This is a genomic window from Alkalihalobacillus trypoxylicola (assembly GCF_001590785.1).
Lineage (GTDB): Bacteria > Bacillota > Bacilli > Bacillales > Bacillaceae_D > Alkalihalobacillus > Alkalihalobacillus trypoxylicola.
Map to the genome: position 1 here is coordinate 265,013 of NZ_LTAO01000023.1, position 20,535 is coordinate 285,547.

At 36.0% G+C, this 20,535-nt stretch carries 16 protein-coding genes and 1 pseudogene; 6 read left to right on the forward strand and 11 right to left on the reverse strand.

The window, feature by feature from the left end:
• From AZF04_RS20740 to AZF04_RS13845, 4 genes and pseudogenes are all read right to left on the reverse strand, one after another.
• Window positions 1-1,194: pseudogene (locus AZF04_RS20740) on the reverse strand (efflux RND transporter permease subunit); the annotation flags it as partial.
• A 68-nt stretch (window positions 1,195-1,262) separates the two neighbouring features.
• Window positions 1,263-1,961, reverse strand: a complete 699-nt coding sequence (locus AZF04_RS13835) for an ABC transporter permease (protein ID WP_061949229.1) — start codon at window positions 1,959-1,961, stop codon at window positions 1,263-1,265.
• Window positions 1,958-2,809, reverse strand: coding sequence for an ABC transporter ATP-binding protein (locus tag AZF04_RS13840; protein ID WP_061949230.1), 852 nt, complete (start codon window positions 2,807-2,809; stop codon window positions 1,958-1,960). Before AZF04_RS13840 ends, AZF04_RS13835 begins: the two co-directional genes overlap by 4 nt.
• A 241-nt stretch (window positions 2,810-3,050) precedes the next feature.
• Window positions 3,051-4,115 (reverse strand): LytTR family transcriptional regulator DNA-binding domain-containing protein, encoded by a 1,065-nt coding sequence (locus AZF04_RS13845; RefSeq protein ID WP_061949231.1) that lies wholly within the window; start codon window positions 4,113-4,115, stop codon window positions 3,051-3,053.
• A gap of 211 nt (window positions 4,116-4,326) precedes the next feature.
• Here AZF04_RS13845 and AZF04_RS13850 point away from each other — a divergent pair, with 211 nt between their 5' ends.
• Window positions 4,327-5,514: an MFS transporter gene (locus AZF04_RS13850; RefSeq protein WP_082795412.1), complete on the forward strand. Its 1,188-nt coding sequence runs from the start codon at window positions 4,327-4,329 to the stop codon at window positions 5,512-5,514.
• Between the two features lie 57 nt (window positions 5,515-5,571).
• On the opposite strand, the gene AZF04_RS13855 is transcribed toward AZF04_RS13850, so the two are convergent.
• On the reverse strand, window positions 5,572-6,594 hold the full coding sequence (locus AZF04_RS13855; protein ID WP_045478444.1) for an AraC family transcriptional regulator: 1,023 nt from the start codon (window positions 6,592-6,594) through the stop codon (window positions 5,572-5,574).
• A 162-nt stretch (window positions 6,595-6,756) separates the two neighbouring features.
• Between AZF04_RS13855 and AZF04_RS13860 the strand changes: the two genes are divergently transcribed.
• Genes AZF04_RS13860 through AZF04_RS13870 form a run of 3 tightly spaced genes read left to right on the forward strand, consistent with a single transcriptional unit; the run spans window position 6,757 to window position 12,348 of the window.
• Window positions 6,757-8,139 (forward strand): PTS transporter subunit EIIC, encoded by a 1,383-nt coding sequence (locus AZF04_RS13860; RefSeq protein ID WP_061949232.1) that lies wholly within the window; start codon window positions 6,757-6,759, stop codon window positions 8,137-8,139.
• 33 nt (window positions 8,140-8,172) lie between these two features.
• Entirely contained in the window at window positions 8,173-10,863 is a 2,691-nt protein-coding gene (locus tag AZF04_RS13865) for a glycosylhydrolase-like jelly roll fold domain-containing protein (protein ID WP_061949233.1), read from the forward strand.
• An 18-nt stretch (window positions 10,864-10,881) separates the two neighbouring features.
• Window positions 10,882-12,348 carry a glycoside hydrolase family 1 protein gene (locus AZF04_RS13870; protein ID WP_061949234.1) on the forward strand — a complete coding sequence of 489 codons (1,467 nt, stop codon included), beginning with the start codon at window positions 10,882-10,884 and terminating at the stop codon, window positions 12,346-12,348.
• Window positions 12,349-12,613: 265 nt separating this feature from the next.
• Here the strand turns inward: AZF04_RS13870 and AZF04_RS13875 are convergent, their stop codons facing one another.
• The 5 genes from AZF04_RS13875 to AZF04_RS13895 all read right to left on the reverse strand — a co-directional run bounded on the left by AZF04_RS13875 (window position 12,614) and on the right by AZF04_RS13895 (window position 17,609).
• Window positions 12,614-13,807 carry a class I SAM-dependent rRNA methyltransferase gene (locus AZF04_RS13875; RefSeq protein ID WP_061949235.1) on the reverse strand — a complete coding sequence of 398 codons (1,194 nt, stop codon included), beginning with the start codon at window positions 13,805-13,807 and terminating at the stop codon, window positions 12,614-12,616.
• 336 nt (window positions 13,808-14,143) lie between these two features.
• Complete coding sequence (locus AZF04_RS13880; protein WP_061949236.1) at window positions 14,144-14,599, reverse strand: GNAT family N-acetyltransferase; 456 nt, start codon at window positions 14,597-14,599, stop codon at window positions 14,144-14,146.
• A gap of 388 nt (window positions 14,600-14,987) precedes the next feature.
• On the reverse strand, window positions 14,988-15,728 hold the full coding sequence (locus AZF04_RS13885; RefSeq protein WP_061949237.1) for a hypothetical protein: 741 nt from the start codon (window positions 15,726-15,728) through the stop codon (window positions 14,988-14,990).
• A gap of 175 nt (window positions 15,729-15,903) precedes the next feature.
• A complete protein-coding gene (locus tag AZF04_RS13890) occupies window positions 15,904-16,209 on the reverse strand; it encodes a hypothetical protein (protein WP_061949238.1) in 306 nt (101 codons plus the stop codon).
• A gap of 74 nt (window positions 16,210-16,283) precedes the next feature.
• Window positions 16,284-17,609 (reverse strand): alpha/beta hydrolase family protein, encoded by a 1,326-nt coding sequence (locus tag AZF04_RS13895; RefSeq protein WP_061949239.1) that lies wholly within the window; start codon window positions 17,607-17,609, stop codon window positions 16,284-16,286.
• 180 nt (window positions 17,610-17,789) lie between these two features.
• Between AZF04_RS13895 and AZF04_RS13900 the strand changes: the two genes are divergently transcribed.
• Both AZF04_RS13900 and AZF04_RS13905 read left to right on the forward strand, forming a co-directional pair.
• On the forward strand, window positions 17,790-18,065 hold the full coding sequence (locus AZF04_RS13900; RefSeq protein WP_045478460.1) for a thiamine-binding protein: 276 nt from the start codon (window positions 17,790-17,792) through the stop codon (window positions 18,063-18,065).
• A gap of 415 nt (window positions 18,066-18,480) precedes the next feature.
• Window positions 18,481-19,899, forward strand: coding sequence for an NAD(P)-binding domain-containing protein (locus AZF04_RS13905; protein ID WP_061949240.1), 1,419 nt, complete (start codon window positions 18,481-18,483; stop codon window positions 19,897-19,899).
• A 44-nt stretch (window positions 19,900-19,943) separates the two neighbouring features.
• Here the strand turns inward: AZF04_RS13905 and AZF04_RS13910 are convergent, their stop codons facing one another.
• Window positions 19,944-20,504, reverse strand: coding sequence for a DUF4256 domain-containing protein (locus AZF04_RS13910; RefSeq protein WP_061949241.1), 561 nt, complete (start codon window positions 20,502-20,504; stop codon window positions 19,944-19,946).
• Between the last annotated feature and the right edge of the window lie 31 nt (window positions 20,505-20,535).

Here is a 20,535-nt window from a genome sequence, read left to right on the forward strand (position 1 = left end):
CGATTTAAAGTCACGTACGATTTAAAGTCACGTAAAAACAGCAAAATAATTAAAATCGCAATCAAACCACCAAAGAGAGCCTTTTCTACCATGGTAAAAATAGATTCTTCGATAGGGGTYGCTTGGTCTAAGGAAATATCAAYGATAAGCCCTTCCTTTGCTTCAAGCTCCTCATTTACAAGCTCCTTTACTCGATTTACGACATCTACCGTATTATCCTGTGGCCCCTTTACGATTTGAATGGCAATAGCCTCTTCGCCATTTGTTCTCGAAAGCGATTCTACATAACCAATCACTTCTATATCTGCCACACCTGCTAATGTTACAAAAGGAATAGGGTTTTCTTCCGAAGGTGTAACTGGAATAAGCATCTCTTCCAGCTCAGTCAAAGTCATAAACTTCCCATCAACTGCAACTGCCTGCTCACCTTCTTCAAATTCATACAAACCTAGATCTATCTGGAATAAGCATCTCTTCCAGCTCAGTCAAAGTCATAAACTTCCCATCAACTGCAACTGCCTGCTCACCTTCTTCAAATTCATACAAACCTAGAGAAATCGCAAGGTCACTCGCCTCTATCATCTGCTTAACTTCTTCTTCTGTTAATTCGTAGCTSGCTAACGCTTCTGCATCATACCTCAACTCTATCTCTTCTACATGCTGCCCYGAAATCGTCGCAGAGRCAACACCAGGTATCTTTTCAATCTTAGGTAAAAGATCTTCTTCTACCGTATTCGTTAAATCTACAATATCCTCTGCAGTGCTACTAATGCTCAATGCAACGACTGGCATCATATTCATACTAATGGCCGTAATTTGTGGCTCTTGAGCTCCTTCTGGCAAATGAACATTAGATAGAGCTGATTCCAATTGCCTCTTCTTTTCATCCATATCGACCCCATAATCATATTCGACTTGGATACTCGCCATGTTTGAATACGAATTAGAGTAGACCGATTTTACATCCTCTAAGTTCTCTATCGTTTGCTCAAGAGGTATCGAAACGCCCTTCATAACCTCTTCTGGAGTTGCGCCCGGATAAACATCCATGACCATTAAATAGGGAAGCGAAATATCTGGAAGTGTYTCCATTTTCATTCTTGTACTTGAATAAATCCCTGTAACAATGATAATGATAGTTAGTAACCAAACTGCGAGCTTGTTTTTTAGAACAAAATTGACTAAACTTTGCATATTACACCTACCCCTTGTAATCTATATCTAAATCTAATTCCATTACTTCTTGATTTTTTTTACAACTATTAATCAAATCTTCTTCTTTTAAAAATAATTACACATAATATGATGCTAACGAATGCCCACAAACCTAGTATTAATAAATGCTCTATAACCGAAGTACCTTCATTTAAAGCCGTTATTAGTAAGGCAAACCTTGGCTCTGGCAAAAAGTCAAGGATACGATTCAGATTTCCTATCGGAAATAATTGAGTGAAAAAAGAACTCGTTCCAAGTAGCAGCATGACCGGCGATCCTAGTACAGAGGTTTCCATAACTGTTCTAGACAAAAGTCCTAAAATGGTTCCAATACTAATAAAGAAAATCAGGTTGATCCCAGTTCCTAAAACGAAGAACCACCATTGCTCCGGAATCTTGAATCCACTTACAAAAATACAAATCATCACTACTAAAATTGACACGATTACGGATACTAGACTTTTCCCTATAAATATCTCAGAAGTATTAAGAGGTGAAAGCAAAAGACCTCTTAATGTGTTTTTCTCTTTTTCTTCTGCAATCATACCCGCTTGTATAAGCGAACCAACAACCACTAAGCTTAACGTTATCGGAAGAGCAAGCAAGGCGGCATCCTCAATTTCTCCTCTACTAAACATGTAAGCGAAAAAAATGGGTATAATGACAGTTGTCAGCATATAGGAATTTTTCATTAAATCTTTATAGTCTTTTACAAAAATGGTTTGAATTCTTTTCAATGAAATCATTGTACGAGCTCCTTTCCTGTTACCTGTACGAAGAGGTCACCTAAATTAGGTTCATTTGAATGAATCGATAATAACTGACCTTTTTTGATCGCTTCTCCAATCTCATGTAGACCTTCTTCATCTTTATCGACTACTTTTACAATTCCACCCTTTAGCTCTAGCGTAATCGAGCTATCTACCTGTTGTAGCTTTAATTCCTTTGGAGCTCCTAATAATTTAATTTGTCCTTGGTCTAGAAACGCAACCGTATCACATATCTTTTCTGCTTCCTCCATATTATGGGTCGTTAAAAAAATAGTGGTACCTTCATTATTAAGCTTTTTTAGTATTCGATGAATTTGAGTCGTATTAACTGGATCTAATGCTGAAGTAGGTTCATCTAAAAAAAGGAGCTCAGGCTTATGCAAAATAGTTCTTGCTAGTGTAATACGTTGCTTCATTCCTTTCGATAACTTCTTTATTACTTTTTGCTTTTGATCAAGCAATCCAACATCTGTTAAAACCTCATCGATTCTATCAATAGAGACATCATATAACTCACAATATAATTTTAGATTTTCTAAGACGGTCAATCTGTCATATAATCCTGTATTGTCTGTTAACACACCGATTTTTTTCATTTGCGCTGGCTTTTTTAATTCCTCTAATGTTTTACCTAAAATCGTTACATTCCCCGAATAACCAGAAAGCTGAGAAGTTAAAATTTTAATAGTAGTTGTTTTTCCTGAACCACTTGGTCCTAAAAATCCAAAAGTCTTCCCTTTTTCAATCTCAAAGGATACGTCCTTTAATGCCACTTTCCCATCAAACATTTTTTTTAACTGCTCCACTTGAACAGCATAATTCATGTAATCCCCTCCGAATTTTTTTGAATGAATTGGTATTTGTTGACTTCATTCTACCCCGTCATTATTCGGAAAACCTTACTTTACTGTTAAGTGGCTTCAATTTTAACTTAAATGGAGAAATAAGGAGCATCATTTATTTATGATTGTAGCGAATGGCATCTATATTAAGGTGAGAGGAGTATGTTCATTAGACCGAAACTGACAATTTCCGGGGAAATATTAAAATAGTACCATAGTACCCTTACATTCTTAATATTCTTTTTAAATCTGGCAAATTCCCTTTAGATAAAGGAATCGTGCTTCTTTTTTTATCATCTAAGTTTAAGCTATAACTATTTCTCGTCCAGGAAATGACTTCGCGAACCTTTTGTAAGTTGACAATATAAGAACGATGACATCTAAAAAAGCCAAAGGGCTCTAATCTTTCCATTAATTGATTAAGTGTGAGCGTGCATGGAAAGGATTCTCCCTTTACATGAATCTGCGCCATTCCATCTAGACTTTCTATGTAATCAATTTCAGTCGGATCAAACAATATCACCTTATCTTCTACTTTAGCTGGAATTCTTTCAATTTGATGCTGCAAAGAGGATGCTTCTTCAGCCTCCAAACTCTCTTTTGTCTTCTGTGCTTCGTCATTTGCAGATCCTTTATTTTCATCTATTAAGTTCATTTCTTTAAGCCCATCCGAACTAAGTCTGTAAACCACATTCGATAAAATGACGGCACTTTCCATATTACTTGTAACCATTAAAATAGCCATACCAGCTTGACTCATTTCGGTTAACACTCTCTGTAATATTAATTTACTTTCCAAATCAATATTTTGATCAGGCTCTTCTAAAATGACAAGCTTTGGATTATGCACAAAAGCTTTAGCCCAAAGAAGTCTTTTTCTCTCAGATAAATTTAAACTTTTTATTATTTTCTTCTTTACATAAAGAAGATTGAATTTTGTTAAAATAGAATCTATATTAGTGGTAGCTCCATAAACACCTTCAAAGAATTTTAAATAATCATAAGGAGTTAATTTATCATATAATCCCTCAAGTAATAATGAGTATCCAATATCTTTACTCAAGTTTTTTGTGTTAGCTTGGGGCTGCTCAAAATAAATTACCTGTCCTGCTGATGGCGTACCTTCTCTCGTCATCATTTCTATTAAGATACGTCCAAGCTCTCTTTCACATTGAATCGCGACAATCTGCCCCTTTTTTATTTGTAAATCGATGGGAGAAAACCATACTTTATTTCCCTCAATTTTCTCTACACCTTTTAGTTCTAAATAAAGTTCATCCAATTCCATTTTTTACCTCCGACTATTCCATACTAATCATTTCTAGGTTCCATCATATCCTATTTTCTACCACTTCAACTAGCGTTAATTTTTAAGATTACCACAATTGTTCACAAGGTCTTAAAGGTTCGTAATTATTTAATAAGAAAAAGAGGTGTATACTATTAAAAACGAATGATCATACTCATTAAAATTGGAATGTTAATTGGAGTGAACTAGATTGGAAGCGAAAAAAGTATTGCCTATTTTATTTTCAGTTATGTTTCTCGTGATGGTAGGTTTCGGTATTATAATTCCTGTCATCCCTTTTTATGCAGAGCAGCTAGGTGCAACTCCTACTCAGCTAGGATTATTAATGGCGGTCTATTCATTTATGCAGCTTATTTTCGCTCCGATGTGGGGGAAGATATCTGATTCTATTGGTCGAAAACCTATTTTATTAGTAGGTATAAGTGGTCTAGCACTTTCCTTTTTTATGATGGCTTTTGCAACGGAGCTTTGGGTATTATTTGTCGCTCGAATTATCGGGGGATTTTTATCAGCTGCCAATATGCCTACTGTAATGGCTTATGTGGCCGATATTACTTCTGAAGAGAACCGCAGTAAAGGAATGGGGTTAATAGGAGCAGCTGTTGGTCTCGGATTTATTTTTGGCCCTGCAATTGGAGGCATTTTTTCTGAGAACAGCTTGGCTACTCCATTCTTATTAGCTGGATTTTCTTCACTCGTTACTCTAGTTTTAGTAGCAACCGTTTTAAAAGAATCGTTACCAGCCGACAATAAAGAAACAAATACCACCCTTCATAAACGCTCATGGCTTCAACAACTAAAAAGTCCTTTAGGTTATCTATTTCTTCTTCAATGGTTTGTTTCATTATCTTTAGCAGCATTAGAAGCTACATTTGCTTACTATGCTTATGAAACAGCTGGTCTTGAATCAAAGCAGCTTGGATATATCTTTATGATCATGGGCTTTGCAGGAGCATTAGTTCAAGGTGGACTCGTTGGCCAGCTTTGCAAAAAATGGGGGGAAGGAAGAGTCATCCAAATTGGTATCCTAATATCGGCACTAGGTTTTGGGTTAATTTTATTCGTGGATAGCTTTTGGACTGCCGCTTTATTTTTATCCATATTTGGGATAGGAAATGGATTTATTCGCCCTAGTATTTCCTCATTGTTAACAAAAAGGGTGACCTCTGGCTATGGACAAATTACGGGCATGTTATCCTCATTTGATTCATTGGGGAGAATTATCGGTCCACCTTTAGGAGGATTCCTTTTCACCATATTTATACCCCTTCCTTACATTTCAGGGGTTTTCCTATCGTTAATTGCCTTCCTTTTTTATTACCTCTATACTAAGCAGGATAAAAAGATTAATGAAGTGAATGCATCGATTTCTAACTAACCTAAAAAAGAGAGCAAAACTTGCTCTCTTTTCTTGCGTTTTATCGCCCCATTGAAATTAATGTAATAGCATTTTCGTTCTTCTATATTCTTTAGGGTTAACTCCATATTTTTCTTTAAACATATTATTAAAAAATCCGTGATTTTGATATCCTACTTCTGTCATAATCTCAGCTATACTTTTATCACTATGCTTTATAAGATACTCTGCTTGATTAAGACGTTGTTCTTGGACAATTTTTTTGAAACTTTTACCTGTTTTTTGTTTTATCAGTCTACTTAAATAATTAGGATGGAAGGAAAAATATTTGGCCACACTTTCAAGTGAACAGACTTTATACTGTTCTTCTATATATTTCAAAATTTCCATCACTTGATTTTTCCCCTGATAGGCTTGTAAGCCATCCTCATTTCGATAATTGGTCAAAAGTTCAGAGAAGATAATAATCACATACGCATTTATAATTTCATTAGCTGAAACGCTTGGGTCATAGAATTCACAAAGTAAATATTCTACAAGGGTTTTGAGTTTATCCATTTGTAGAGATCTAAATAAAAGGTAACGATTATGTTTACGGTCCTTCGCCATTGCTTGAAGAATGAAATCTGACATTATGTCATTACTTGAAAGCTGACTTAACATAGATGTTGTAAAATAACGTTTATTCATTAGAAAATTGATGACAATATCATCATCATGAACCTCTTTAATGGTATGAGGAACACCTGTATCTAATATACAAACATCTCCCATTTTTAATGGAACCCTCTTATTTTGAATGACGGCTACGCATGAGCCAGAATATACATAGTTCATTTCAATATAATCATGAACATGAATTGGGATATTAGAATATCTAGAATGCTTGACTATTTCTAATTTAGGCTCATGTAAATAAGGAGAATTGACAAAGGGAGGTTTCTTTTCCTTATCAAAGCTAAAATTAACGACTTCTTGTCCCTCAACCTCTGTTTTATCAAACTGACCATATATTGGATTGATATAGTCTGGGTTCTTTTTATACATCCATTCACTGTTTGACATCGTAAACAAACGGCGTTTGAGCTCCTCTATATTCATCTATAATCACCTTCTCTAAAAGTTAAGTTTCGTACATTATAAGTAATAAATCGAAATGTTGATATGGATATAAATCTACTATAATCAAGAAAGATAGCGATTTCAATCTAAAAAATTCACTTATCTAAATATGATAAGTTCCGATGAAGAGGAGTGTGAAGAATGGATTATCAAAAGCTGGCAAAAGAGATAATCATGCATGTTGGAGGAAGTCAGAACATTGAACATGTTACTCATTGCATGACAAGACTTAGATTTGTATTAGACGATGATACGAAAGCAAACACAGAAAAAGTTAAAAATATCTCAGGTGTACTTGGAGTTACTTCTTCTGGTGGCCAATATCAAGTCATTATTGGAACCGCTGTTTCTAAGGCATTCGAGCAAGTCGTCAAGCTTATTGACATTAAAGAAGAGGAAACACAAAAGAGTCATGGACCAGAGACACACAAAAAGTCAAAAGAGCAAACTAGCCTGTTTAATCGCTTCTTTAAATTTATTTCTGGTATTATCTTTCCTGTAATCGGTGTCATGGCAGCAGCAGGTATAACGAAAGGTCTACTTGCAGGATTAAGTTCATTTGGATTAATTTCCACAGAAAGCGGTACATATCAAGTGTTATTTGCAATGGCGGACGGATTCTTTTATTTCCTACCGATTATATTAGGGGTAGCCACTGCTAATAAATTTGGTTCAAATATTTATATAGGCGCAACAATTGGTGCTACCCTTGTCTATCCTGAATTGCTTACTCTTTTTAATGAAGGAGTCAATCTTACTTTCATAGGTATCCCATTAGTTTTAGCAAATTATGCTAATTCTGTTTTTCCAATAATTGCAGCGGTTTCACTAGCTGCTTTGATTGAAAAAAGAATAAAAGATAAAATACCTAGCTCTGTTCAGCTTTTCCTAACACCCTTAGTTACTTTATTACTCACCGTACCCGTAACATTTTTGGTAATTGGACCTGCCATGTTATTTATCAGTGATTTTCTTGCAACGTCTACTCAATACATCTATAATTTAAGCCCAATTATAACAGGTATATTACTTGGTGCGTTCTGGCAACTTATTGTCATATTTGGGTTACACTACGCCTTTATACCGGTACTAATTAATAATATCGCTACTATGGGACAAGACCCTGTAAATGCGATTTTAAATGTGACTGTATTTGCATTAGCAGGTGCTGCATTAGGCTTCGCTTTAAAACAAAAAGATAAAACAAAGCGCTCACTTGGATTCTCGACAGGATTAACGGGATTATTTGGTATTACGGAGCCGATTATTTACGGAATTGCCGTACCTTATCGAAAACCTTTTATTGCCGCATTTATTGGTGGAGGGATCGCCGGAGGAATAACAGCTGCAATGGGCGCCAAAATGTTTGGTTTTGGAGGTAATGCTTTATTTGCGGCTCCATTATTTATTAACCCAGAAGGAATCGATATAAGCTTCACAGCATATATCATTGCATCAAGTATTGCCTTTTTTATACCACTTGTCATCAGTTACCTCATTATGGATCGAAACGCTAAAGTTTAAATAGAGAAAACATTAGAAGGAGTGGACGACCATATGAAAAAAATAAATGAATTGCTGCAACACAAACAAAACAATTATATTTATCCATTTTTATGGATGCATGGAGAATCAAAAGAGAGAATTGAAACGTATGTAAATAAAATAAACGAAAGTGGGATTAAGGCCCTATGTATAGAACCTAGACCTCATCCTGACTTTTTAGGGGAACAATGGTGGCATGATGTGAAAGTAGTATTAAATGCAGCTAAAAAATTGGACATGAAAGTTTGGCTTTTTGATGATGCTCACTTTCCGACTGGCTATGCCAATGGAGCTATTGTGAATGATTTTCCTGATTTACGAAAGAAATTTTTAAAAATAGCTCAAATTGATTATCATGGCCCAAAAAAGAACACAGGGATATTAGTGAAATGGCATGCAGGTGGAGATCGCAATTCTATTATGGCTGTCGGTACCAGTCCACAAAAACAATCCATACAACTTCAACAATCTTCTGACAAAATCATAGGTGTTGTTGCTGCTAAGGTCGTTGATTTTAACAGCATTGACACAAATTCATTAGTCGATATAACCGATCGTTTAGTAGATGGTGTAGTATATTGGGATCTTCCAGAAGGTAGCTGGAGAATTTTCACTCTCATTGAAACGTTTCATGGTGGAGAGGCAGCAACTGAGGGTTACTTAAATCCGATAGACCCCCGCGCAACTCAAGTATTAATTGACACGGTTTATGAATCACATTATGAGCAATTAAAAGAATATTTTGGTACAACCATTGCTGGTTTTTTCACCGATGAACCTAGATTTGGAAATGTGAAAGGACCCCATGCTAAGCTAGGCGAAACGGACATGGTGCTTCCATGGTCAAAAGAGGTATTAAGACAATTAGAAAATTCCCTTGGTCAGAAGGCTATTAAGTGGCTGCCACTGCTAGTATCCAATGGCTCAGAGCGCCAAAGTGAAATCCGCTATACTTATATGAATATTGTTTCTACCTTATACGGGAAAAACTTTACCGATCAATTATCTAATTGGTGCGTAGAGCACGGTGTAGAATATGTCGGACATCTGATAGAGGATAATAATGCTCACGCGCGGTTAGGCTATGGAGCCGGTCACTTCTTCCGTGCTTTAAACGGACAAACGATGTCTGGTATTGATGTAGTCCTACATCAATTACTCCCAGGACTTGATTCTGGCTATTTTAAAACGTTCACATCAACCGGTTGGGATGGGGAATTTTTCCATTATGGTTTAGCAAAAATGGGTGCTTCACTAGGTCATCTTGATCAAAAGAAAAAAGGAAGAACGATGGTGGAGCTTTACGGTGCTTATGGCTGGTCTGAAGGATTGAACCTGATGAAATGGATGACTGATCATATGCTTGTAAGAGGAGTCAATCATTTTGTACCACATTCCTTTAATTTGTCGACCTTTCCGGACATTGACTGCCCTCCTCACTTTTATGCTAATGGAGAGGACCCTCAGTTTCCTTACTTAAAAAAGTTAATGAATTATACTAATCGGGTCGCTCATCTCTTAAGTGATGGAACTCATATAGCGAGTTCTCTCCTTCTTTATCATGCAGAAGCAGAATGGTCCGGGGAGTCTATGCTTTTTCAGAAACCTGCAAAGATGTTAATGACGAATCAGCTCGATTTTGATGTAATATCGATTGACCTTCTAGAGGGCAGTTCCATTCAGGATGAGCAAATCATCATTCATAATGAAACATTTAATCAAATTATTATTCCGTATGCATCGACTCTTCCTTTAAGAGCATTTCATGTATTGACAGCTTTAATGAAAAAAAACATAAACATCATCTTTATTGATGGATTACCGGAGTATTCTAGTGAAGGAGTATCCATCGAAACTTATATTGAAGAGTGGTCTAACTGTAATAATTGTCATGTGACGAACTTAAATCAGCTAGCGACGCTCGTTCGTAGCTTTAAATCACATGAAATCATACTTGATACAGCGGAGCCTTCACTTAGGTATTATCAATACCGCCACGATGATGAGGATGTATTTATGTTTTTTAATGAATCAGCTAATCATACAGTGAAAAATGTCGTGGAATTTAGACGGAAGCGTTACCTGTACCAATACGATGCTTATTGTAATAAAGTCTATCAATTAAATAAAGGTAAACCGACTTCAAAGCTCTCATTAGAATTACAACCGCAAGAATCCACTATCTTTTTATCATCTGATCAACCCATTCATGTTACCTCTTCGATTAAGAAAGATTGGATTGAAATAAATCAGAGAGAAATAGAAGGAACTTGGAATGTTGAATTATTTAAAAACGTAAAAGATAGTCAGCCTGACCAAACGGTCGCATTAGATAAACTCGAGAATATGTCTCATTACTCTAGATTCCCTCGTTTTAGCGGTACATTTAAATACAAATTAGATTTTCATATAGACAAATTAGAAGCTGATCATGCATATTACCTTGATTTAGGAGAAGTATATGAAGTAGCAACGGTTACTATAAATGGACAAGTACTGAATACGAAAATAGCTAAGCCATATACCTTTGATTTAACAAAGCCTTTAAGGTCTGGAAGTAATCATTTAGAGGTTTCAGTGATTAATACTCTAGGAAATCAAGAGCAGGATTTTCTTTCTCAATATAGACTCCTAGAGCCTAGTGGCTTAATAGGTCCAGTAAAATTACGTAGCTATAAAGAAAAGAACCTGATTGAAAATTAATGAAAGGTGGTTGGAGAAATGTCTAAAACAATTAACGGTTTTAATGAACATTTTTTATGGGGAGGTGCAACGGCTGCTAACCAAGTAGAAGGAGCATTCGACGAGGATGGAAAAGGACTATCTACAGCTGATATGGTTCCTTTTATCCCAAAGGAAAAACGTGGTTTAGGCTTTGCAATTGATGTAAACTCTCAATATATCCAAGATGTTTTAGCAGAAAAAACTAACGATATTTATCCAAAACGTTTTGGTATTAATTTTTATCATACTTATAAAGAAGACATTGCATTATTTGCCGAGCTTGGATTCAAGGTGTTTCGTTTATCCATTAACTGGTCGCGTATTTTTCCTAACGGCGATGATGAGCAACCGAATGAAGCAGGCTTACAATTTTATGAAAATGTTTTTAAGGAGCTTAAAAAGTATAATATTGAGCCACTTGTTACATTGTCCCATTATGAAACTCCACTTGGTCTCACATTGAAATACAATGGTTGGTATAACCGGAAAGTCATTCAATACTTTACACGCTATGCCGAAACAGTATTTAATCGTTACAAGGATTACGTGAAATATTGGCTAACTTTTAATGAAATAAATGTGATCACTCATAGCCCTTATACAGGAGGAGGCATTTTAATCGATCAAATCCCAGAAAAAAACAGCGATCAAATTGCCTACCAAGCTGTCCATCATCAATTTGTAGCAAGTGCACTCGCTACTAAGCTAGCTCACGAAATTATTCCTGATGCTAAGGTAGGCTGTATGCTAGCACGCATGCAAACATACCCTGTTACGAATCACCCTGATGATATCATTAAGGCACAAGAACAAAATGATTTAAATCTATTTTTTACTGATGTACATGCTAAAGGGCAATATCCTGATTATATGAATCGTTATTTTGCTGAGAATGACATTATCGTCGAAAAAGCCGATGGTGATGATGAAATCTTAAAAAACCATCCTGTTGATTTCATATCTTTCAGCTACTATATGTCTATTTCAGTTACCACTCATGGTGAAAATGATGAAACAGCGGGTAACCTTGTAAAAGGAGCGGTTAAAAATCAATACCTTGAGTCGTCAGATTGGGGCTGGCAAATTGATCCAAAAGGGTTAAGAGTAACTTTAAGGGATTTTTATAATAGATATGGTAAACCTCTATTTATCGTGGAAAATGGGCTAGGTGCTTATGATCATGTTGAAGAAGATGGATCGATTCATGACCACTATCGAATTGACTATTTAAAAAAGCACATTGAACAAATGAAAGAAGCGGTTAAGGATGGCGTTGATCTTATGGGATACACCGCTTGGGGACCAATCGACCTTGTTAGCTTCTCGACTTCAGAAATGTCAAAACGATACGGCTTCATTTATGTAGATCAGGATGATTACGGAAATGGGACACTTAAGCGCTCTAAGAAGGATTCCTTTTCGTGGTATCAAAACGTCATCGCAACAAATGGAGAAGATTTGTAATAATCATTCTGTTGCCTATCACAATAAACATGTTGGGACAACCCACATGTAATGAGGCATGACGTGGAAAGAATCCATACACAAATACGAACAATGAACCCTCCTTCAAGAAGGAGGGTTCTGTTGCACAGACGAGATTTAGGAGACACAAGGCACGAAGACTCCAATGTTAGTTCGGCAGCACCCCATCGGACGCGGGTCTTGTGGGAGCGAACAGCCAAGTACCTAACATGTTCATACCTATTGTCCTACCCCCTGGTGATATTTAAAGCTTCCTAATAAAGACCACCTTTAGGTAATTTCCTTCTTTGAACGAACGAGTAGTTTTAAAATCGCTAGGAAGAGTATATTCTTCTTCGATTTTATACTGCCCGTTCATTTCTTTAAAGGCACTGTCAATATATCCTTTAAAGACCTTCATATTAAAGGACGCACTATTTGTGGAAGCTACAATGACACCCTGATTTTCCGTAATTTCAATGGCCTCTTTTAAGAGATTTTTATAATCCTTTGATGCGCTGAACGTCATTTTTTTTGAGCGTGCAAAGCTCGGGGGATCAAGGATTACTAAATCAAAAGTCTTTCCTTTTTTTCTTGCATACTTAAAGTACTTAAAAACATCCTCTACAATAATATCCTGAGATTCATAATCTATTTCATTCAAACTAAATTGCTCGATCGTTTTAGCATAACTACGGTTTGCTAAATCGACACTAGTCGTCTTAGAAGCGCCACCCAATGCAGCATAGACAGAAAAAGCTCCAGTATAGGAAAAAGTATTTAATACGTTCTTATCTTTCGAATAGTGCTCACGAATTTTTTGCCGTACCTCTCTTTGATCTAAGAAAATCCCAACCATTGCTCCTTCATTTAAATAGACTGCAAATTGTACGCCGTTTTCTTTGATAAGGAGAGGAAAATTCGCTTTTTCTCCTTTCACAAAGTCATCATCTTCTACGTATTTACCACCGTGCTCAAAACGCTTTTTCTCATAAATTCCTTTATAATCACTGACTGATTCAAGCGCTTCTATAATAGCGTCCTTAAACTGATAAATGCCTTTACTATACCAATTTAGCAAATAATATCCGTCGAAATAATCAATTGTCACTCCTCCGATACCATCTCCCTCGGCATTAAATACACGAAAAGCATTTGTCACTTCACTTTGAAACAGGCTCGCTCTAGCTTCTATTGCTGCTTTCAATTTCCTTTGGAAAAAATCCGTATTGATTTGTTCATTTTCTTTGTCGCTAAGTACCCAGCCATACCCTTTATTTTGCTTCCCATAATAAGCTTTTGCGATAAATTGATGCCGTTCATCTACTAACCTTATAATACTTCCTTCCTCTTTTAGATCATTTAACTGTTCAAATTGTTCTTTATTCAAAAGAGGGTAACCAGCCTTAAGTGGCTTCACGGCTTTGGCTTTTACTTTTAACGTTACTTCATTCGGCATAAACTCTACATCCTCATCATTCATATTCTCAATATTTTTTATTGTACCTTTTTTGAGCTAGAATAACTAGTTTGCCCAATTTGTCGAATCAAGTCTCTATCACTATATTTTTTTAAGTAAGCTCAACAACAGAATTTTTTTTAGTAGTATGGCTCACTTCGGCTCGCTCCTAACAAATTATGTAATCCATAATTATACATAAATAAATTCAGGAGCCCATTTATGCTCTTATAAAGAACAAAAAAAATAAAAGGGGGCAAATCCCCTCTCACTTTTTCAGCCAACAGAAGCTAGTCACGTTTCAGCCCCTTTGAAACTTATCTATTTTTTCTAAAACTATAATTCTTTGGTCATATAAATGCTATTAGCATCCTCTTTATAGTTAGAGAAAGGCTTACAGCTAGAGAAACCAAAGCTTTCATACAGTTTTACGGCTGGTTTAAAAACTTCCATAGAGCCTGTTTCTAAGCTTAATCTTTGATAGCCTCTCTTAGTTGCTTCATCAATGATATGCTGTAGCATCTCTCTAGCTACACCTTTCCTTAAATGATTAGGTGCCGTTTTCATCGACTTCACCTCACCATGAGCTGGTTCAATTTCTTGAAGAGCACCACAGCCCACAATCACTTGATCTTCCCAGGCACTCCAAAAGGTTATTTCTGGCTTCTTTAAAGCTTCTAGGTCAAGTGCGTGCTTACTCTCAGGCGGGGAATGTTTCCTCATACTTTTAATATGATCAAAAATTAATTCTGCTACTTCGTCACTCGATAAATCGTCTACTTTTATAAACATATCGCGATCTCCTCTTTCAAATGATTACTACTTGAATCAATTTCATAATTCTTACCTTATAATGAGAACCGAACGATTAGGTTTTTGATTTTCACTTTAGGTAGATGCTTTCCCAAGGGCTGTCTTCAGCTAACTCCGACTACGCAGAGCTTCGTCAGAGTGGATTTTCAAATGACGCTGATCCTTTGGGAGTCACTACCTACCGTTTCAATCATGAAGTTAATTCGGTTTAAAACATATTTTATAAGAAACGTTCGGTTTTAGAGCAATTATGAAATTCACTCACTTATTATATTCCTATATTTATTTGAAGAGAAAATTTTGTTAGATAACCTTACGATTCATTTTAAAGGTTAGTGACTTCTATTATTTAATGTTTGTCCTATGCTCATGATTTCTTAATATACTGAAGCCTTTTCGGATTATGTTTCACCAACCATAATTCTGCTTCTGGTATGAACCAACTACCGAACTGCTTTAAGAACATGATGATTTTATGAGGATCGTTAATGGGTTCAATCGCATATTCTAAGGCCATTCTCATCTCTTTTTCTCGTTCTGGATTATATTGAGAGAATCGTTTATAAGCAGGATAAAGATCGCGAGTATAACGATTATTTTCTCCTATGAAAAGCGCTGCTCCAGCACGAATCAGTATTTTCATAATCCATTGACAGCAATCTAAAATATCCGCTTCTCCCTCATTGTTTTGTAAATCATCTATAGCTACTTGAATTTGATTTTCTAAAGGAAGCAGGTGTTGGTTAGCTAGATTTTGATCAGCCTTAAATCTCGGAAGTCTAGGTTGTATGTTTTCCCCATAAACACAAAGACTGTACGTTTGAATCATAAAAGAAAGCATATAAGAGCTATGCAGGTCAAACAAAGCTTCTTTTTCTACAATATTACTCTCTATATCTACTATAACAGGATAGTCTTTCATTAATTCTTTCTTAGATAAAGTAAATGGAGTTAAATCCTTTTGTACGTTTTTAGATAAAACAATAATTGTATCTAAATCTGATATACCATCTATACTATTTCCGTTAGCTATTGAGCCCCTAATATAGATACTATGCAGTTCTGAACCGAAGAAGCTTTTGGCTATCTTCACATAATCACGAATCAATGCTTTTTTTCCTATACTTACTTTATTTACACTTGCCTCATTAATTAAATAACCTGAAGAATCTACTCTACAAAATTGACCGAGTTCTTTTATAATGTTAAATCAACGTCCTTTTATATAATTTTCGTATAAAACCATACTTTAACGATTTATAAGTCTAGTCTAACTGGAGTACTTATGTATTCCAAATATTTTTCCTCAAATATTCTAAAATATAAAATTGTAGGCATAAAAAGATTGGGATAAAAAAAGGAAAAACGAATATTCCTAAACTCGCAAACAAACCTTCAGCTGGTTTTAAAAAAGTTTGAGGAGCAACTTTAGCAAATATAACAGCGGCCGAGCATAAGAGCAAAGATTGAATGAACGTTCCAATCCCTAAACCAAGCCATTTATTCTCTTTCCATTTAGCGACCATTAAGCAAACAATCGTCGAAATTAGAAAAGATACGAAAAAGACTGACATTCCTAAAATCTTCAACTCTCTCTACTCCTTCACGAAAATAATACCATTTTAGTTTAGCTCTAACATTGACAAGCAAAGACTTTTCTCCATTAATGCTCTGCGTTTATTAAATGTTGCTCTAAAAAGTGTAAAACCGTTTCATTTATCTGTGCATGTTGTTCCTTTGCAGCTACCTTGCCAGTCATCCCTATCCAAGAAGTAATCGGTGATAATAAAGGAAAATCGGTGAAATCCATATGAAGGGCTCCATCTATAGAAATCATATATTCTTTACCACTAATTTCTTCAATTCTTTCATAAAACTCATCTAAATATTGAGCATCATCTATAAGTATTGGTAATAATTCTTCATCGCTTGTCATGGTTAAAAACGGCTGGTCAACCCCAAGCTGATATGCTTCACCATATGGAAATCCATCCATATTAATCCCTACTTTAAAGCGACTATCGACAGCTAGCGTATGGCTGGCAGCTGCTCCACCGAATGAATGTCCCAAATATCCAAGACGATTCAAATCTAGCTTACCTTCTAATTGCTCCAACCAGCTATGGTCTGCAATACTGCCAGCATTAACTTCTTCTACCCAGTTGGCAACACTTTGTGCATCTTCACTCCACTCTATTACATAAGGATCCATGATCTCTGGTTCTTGACTGAAAGGAGCATCATTTAACCCTGGTATCGAGCCATCAGGAAAAACGGTTCCTAACGAATAATAGGTATGGTCGATACTAATCACGATATATCCATGACTAGCTAACTCATTCATTTGGAATTGACTTTGACTTCTGTTACTACCATAACCGTGTGAAAACAATAAAACAGGAAAGTTTTTGTTTGATTTTAATAAAGGTGCCTTTTCCCATGCAAATGTTTCTTGCTTCACAAAGGACTGTAATAAAAAGCCTGGAATTCCGTTTTCTTTTGAAAAATCCTTCATATATAGCGCTGGATGAGAATGGTAAGGAGCTTTTTGACCATCTTTAACTTCATTAGTTGGATACCACATTTGAACCATTAACCGTCTAGGCGCTTTCTCTGTTACCCATTTTTCCTCTCTATTATGATCTGTTATCTCGAAAGACTGAGTTCCTACTTTATAACTACCTGTAGGCTCATGGAAAGTAGACCAAGGAAATAAATAGCTTGGTAGTAGAAATGCCAATAATAAAAAGCCCGTAAAGGTTATTTTCTGTTTGAGGGTAAATGTACTTTCCCTCCGGTAAAGCCTCCAGCATAGAAGAATTGGTAGTATATAGAGAGGAATCATCGGCCAGCGCCAATCCCCCATAATAAAAATAGCCATAAGTAATACGAATAGAATGATTTGAAAAGAAAAGTGTAACCCCCTCCTTTTCAATGTTAATAATGAACATAATAAAACCAAAAAGAAGGTAATCTCTATTAAATTCATTTTGCAGCACCTCTTCTCTTTGATTATTGTATAAAATTCCCTTTATTTACTCTTTACGTAATGGTTTCTGTAAAGTTTCAAAATGTCTATAAAACTTATGCAAAATAAAAAAATACGTTTATTCTGATTGTGAAAGGGAACAGAAAAATATATTCATTTCATATTTGAGGAGGCAATAATATGACAACCGTATTAGCTGGAATTCAATTGTTACCAAATCAAAAGGAAGATCATACAGGAGGAACCATTAAGCAAGTCTTAGAAATGATTGAAAGCGCTGGTGTCCGTTATGAAGTCGGTGCTCTTGAAACCGTTGTTGAGGGAGATTATGAAACTATCCTAAGCTTAATCAAAGATATTCATGAAAAAGTAGTCGATCTAGGTGTAAATGAATATTCAACCAATATAAAAATTCATTATCGTTCAGAAGGTGTTTCTTTTGAAGATAAATTTTAATCATCGCCAGACATAACAAATCAAGGATTTCACTATAAAAGCTGCTGACTTTATTAAAAGTTAGACAGCTTTTATTTTTCTTTCTCTAAAGTTAGAATATGGCTACTTCCAACCTCTTTCCGTTTTCAATGAGAATCTTACCTCATTATAAAAAATCACAAAAAACTTCGTCGTAAAACCTAACAAAGTAACACCGTTCTTCCTTTGGTCATTTTATACTTACAATCATATCTACCTTACCTTTTTCTTATCACTTTTGATGATGCTTTATATGTTATAGCAGATTATCTTACGTTCATTTTTAGAGACTTTGACCAATTATTCTCGTCTGCTTTAGATATAGTATCTATGCTCAAAAAGTAATCTGGATGATAGTATAACTTTAACCATTTCATTAGGCAGGGGGAAATGAAGCATGAGTTTAAAACAGTTAAACGAGCAAGTAAAAAGAGATTTAGACTATTTAAATTATGATGATCCTACTTGGGTGAAACCCCGACAAAGTGAACAGGGCCATATTTTTGATGTCGTCATTGTTGGTGGGGGGCAAAGTGGTCTTGCGATCGCTTTTGGTCTTTTAAAAGAGCGTATTTCAAACATCCTCATTATAGATGAGAATGATAAGGGACAAGAAGGTCCATGGGAAACCTACGCGAGAATGGTTACATTAAGAACGCCCAAACATATAACCTCTGTTGATCTTGGCATCCCCTCACTTACCTTCCGTGCTTATTGGGAATCACAGTTCGGAGAGAAAAGCTGGAGTGAACTAGATAAGATTTCTCGTGGAGATTGGATGAATTATTTAAAATGGTATCGAGATATTTTATCGCTTCCTGTCCAAAACCAAACAAAGCTTGAATTAATAGAGCCTGTAGGGGACCATTATTTTGCCCTACACACGAAAAATGCTTACAGTAAAGAAACGTTACTTACTAGAAAAGTGGTTCTTGCCACTGGTATCCAAGGTGGTGGAGAATGGCATACACCTCATTTCATCTCAAAATCCCTTCCTAAGCACCTGTATGCTCATACGTCAGAACCTATAGACTTTATGAATCTAAAAAATAAAAAAGTTGCCATTCTTGGAGGCGGTGCTTCTGCTTTTGATAATGCTAACTTTGCTCTTGAACAAGGCGTATCAGAGGCTCACGTTTTTGTACGTAGAGAACAAATGCCAAGGATTAATCCTATTAGAAAAATGGAGAGCTCTGGAATGATTGAACGATTTCAAGCCCTAGCGGATGAAAAAAAATATGAAGCCATTTCCCATTTTTTTAAGCATAATCAGCCGCCTACTAACGATACATTTAACCGAGCAAAAAGCAATAATGGGTTTAAGCTTCACCTCGGCTCACCATGGAAGAAAGTCGAAGAAAGACCGGATGGAATCCATATCAAAACACCAAAAGGAGAGCATCTTTTTGATTTCCTCATCATTAGTACCGGACTCATAACAGACCCTGCTCTTCGACCAGAACTAGCTTTATTAGAACACAATATTAAACGGTGGGGAGATGTGTATGATCCCCCAAATTCCTTGAAGAACCCTATCCTTGATTCTCATCCTTACTTAGATAAAGGTTTTTCTTTCCAGGCGAGAAATAAACATGAACAATTATCAGGATTGTATGCCTTTAATTACTCCGCCCTCATTAGCTGCGGTATTACAGCCTCTGCTTTGTCTGGAATGAGATATGGTGTCCCACGACTAGTATCAGCTATTGCTGATGAATTGTTTTTAGATGATGAAGAAGAAATTCTAACTGAATTTTATCAATATGATGAAGAGGAATTTATAGGACAGTGGAAAGCTGAAGAACTGCAATCATAAAAGCCCTGAAGAGAATCATATACTCTTCAGGGAATTTTTTTAGGTTAAATGGCTAGGCAACCTCGAAACCCTCTAGCCGCATAATAGGAAGAGGCACCATTATGATAAACAAAAACCTGCTCATATCGATTATCACAGAAGAGAGCACCACCTAGCTTTCGAATATTACTTGGAGTTTGAATCCAGCTAGATGTTTTCTGATCAAAGTCACCTAAATTCTGTAACCCTCGATATTGTTCCTCTGTTAGAAGCTTAATACCCATCTCTTTTGCCATATCAACCGCATTATAATCCGGTTTATGATTTTTTCTAGATTCTAATGCTTCATAATCATAACAAACACTTCGCCTTCCCTTAGGACTTTCTGGTGAGCAGTCATAGAACACATATTGATCCTTTTCATGTTCATAATCAATCACATCCGGCTCACCACCTGTCCGCTCCATTTCATGAAGAGACCAAAGCTTTTCAGGGCTCGCTTCAAGTTTTTCTTGTATTGGCTTCCATTTCAATTCGTGATGACGACGACTATTTTTCTCAAAACGCTTCTCTAACACCTTTATGAACTCTTCTTTCTGCTCAACAGTAAGTTGCTTTTCGCCCATTGTTATCTTCCTCCACAATCTTGATGACAAC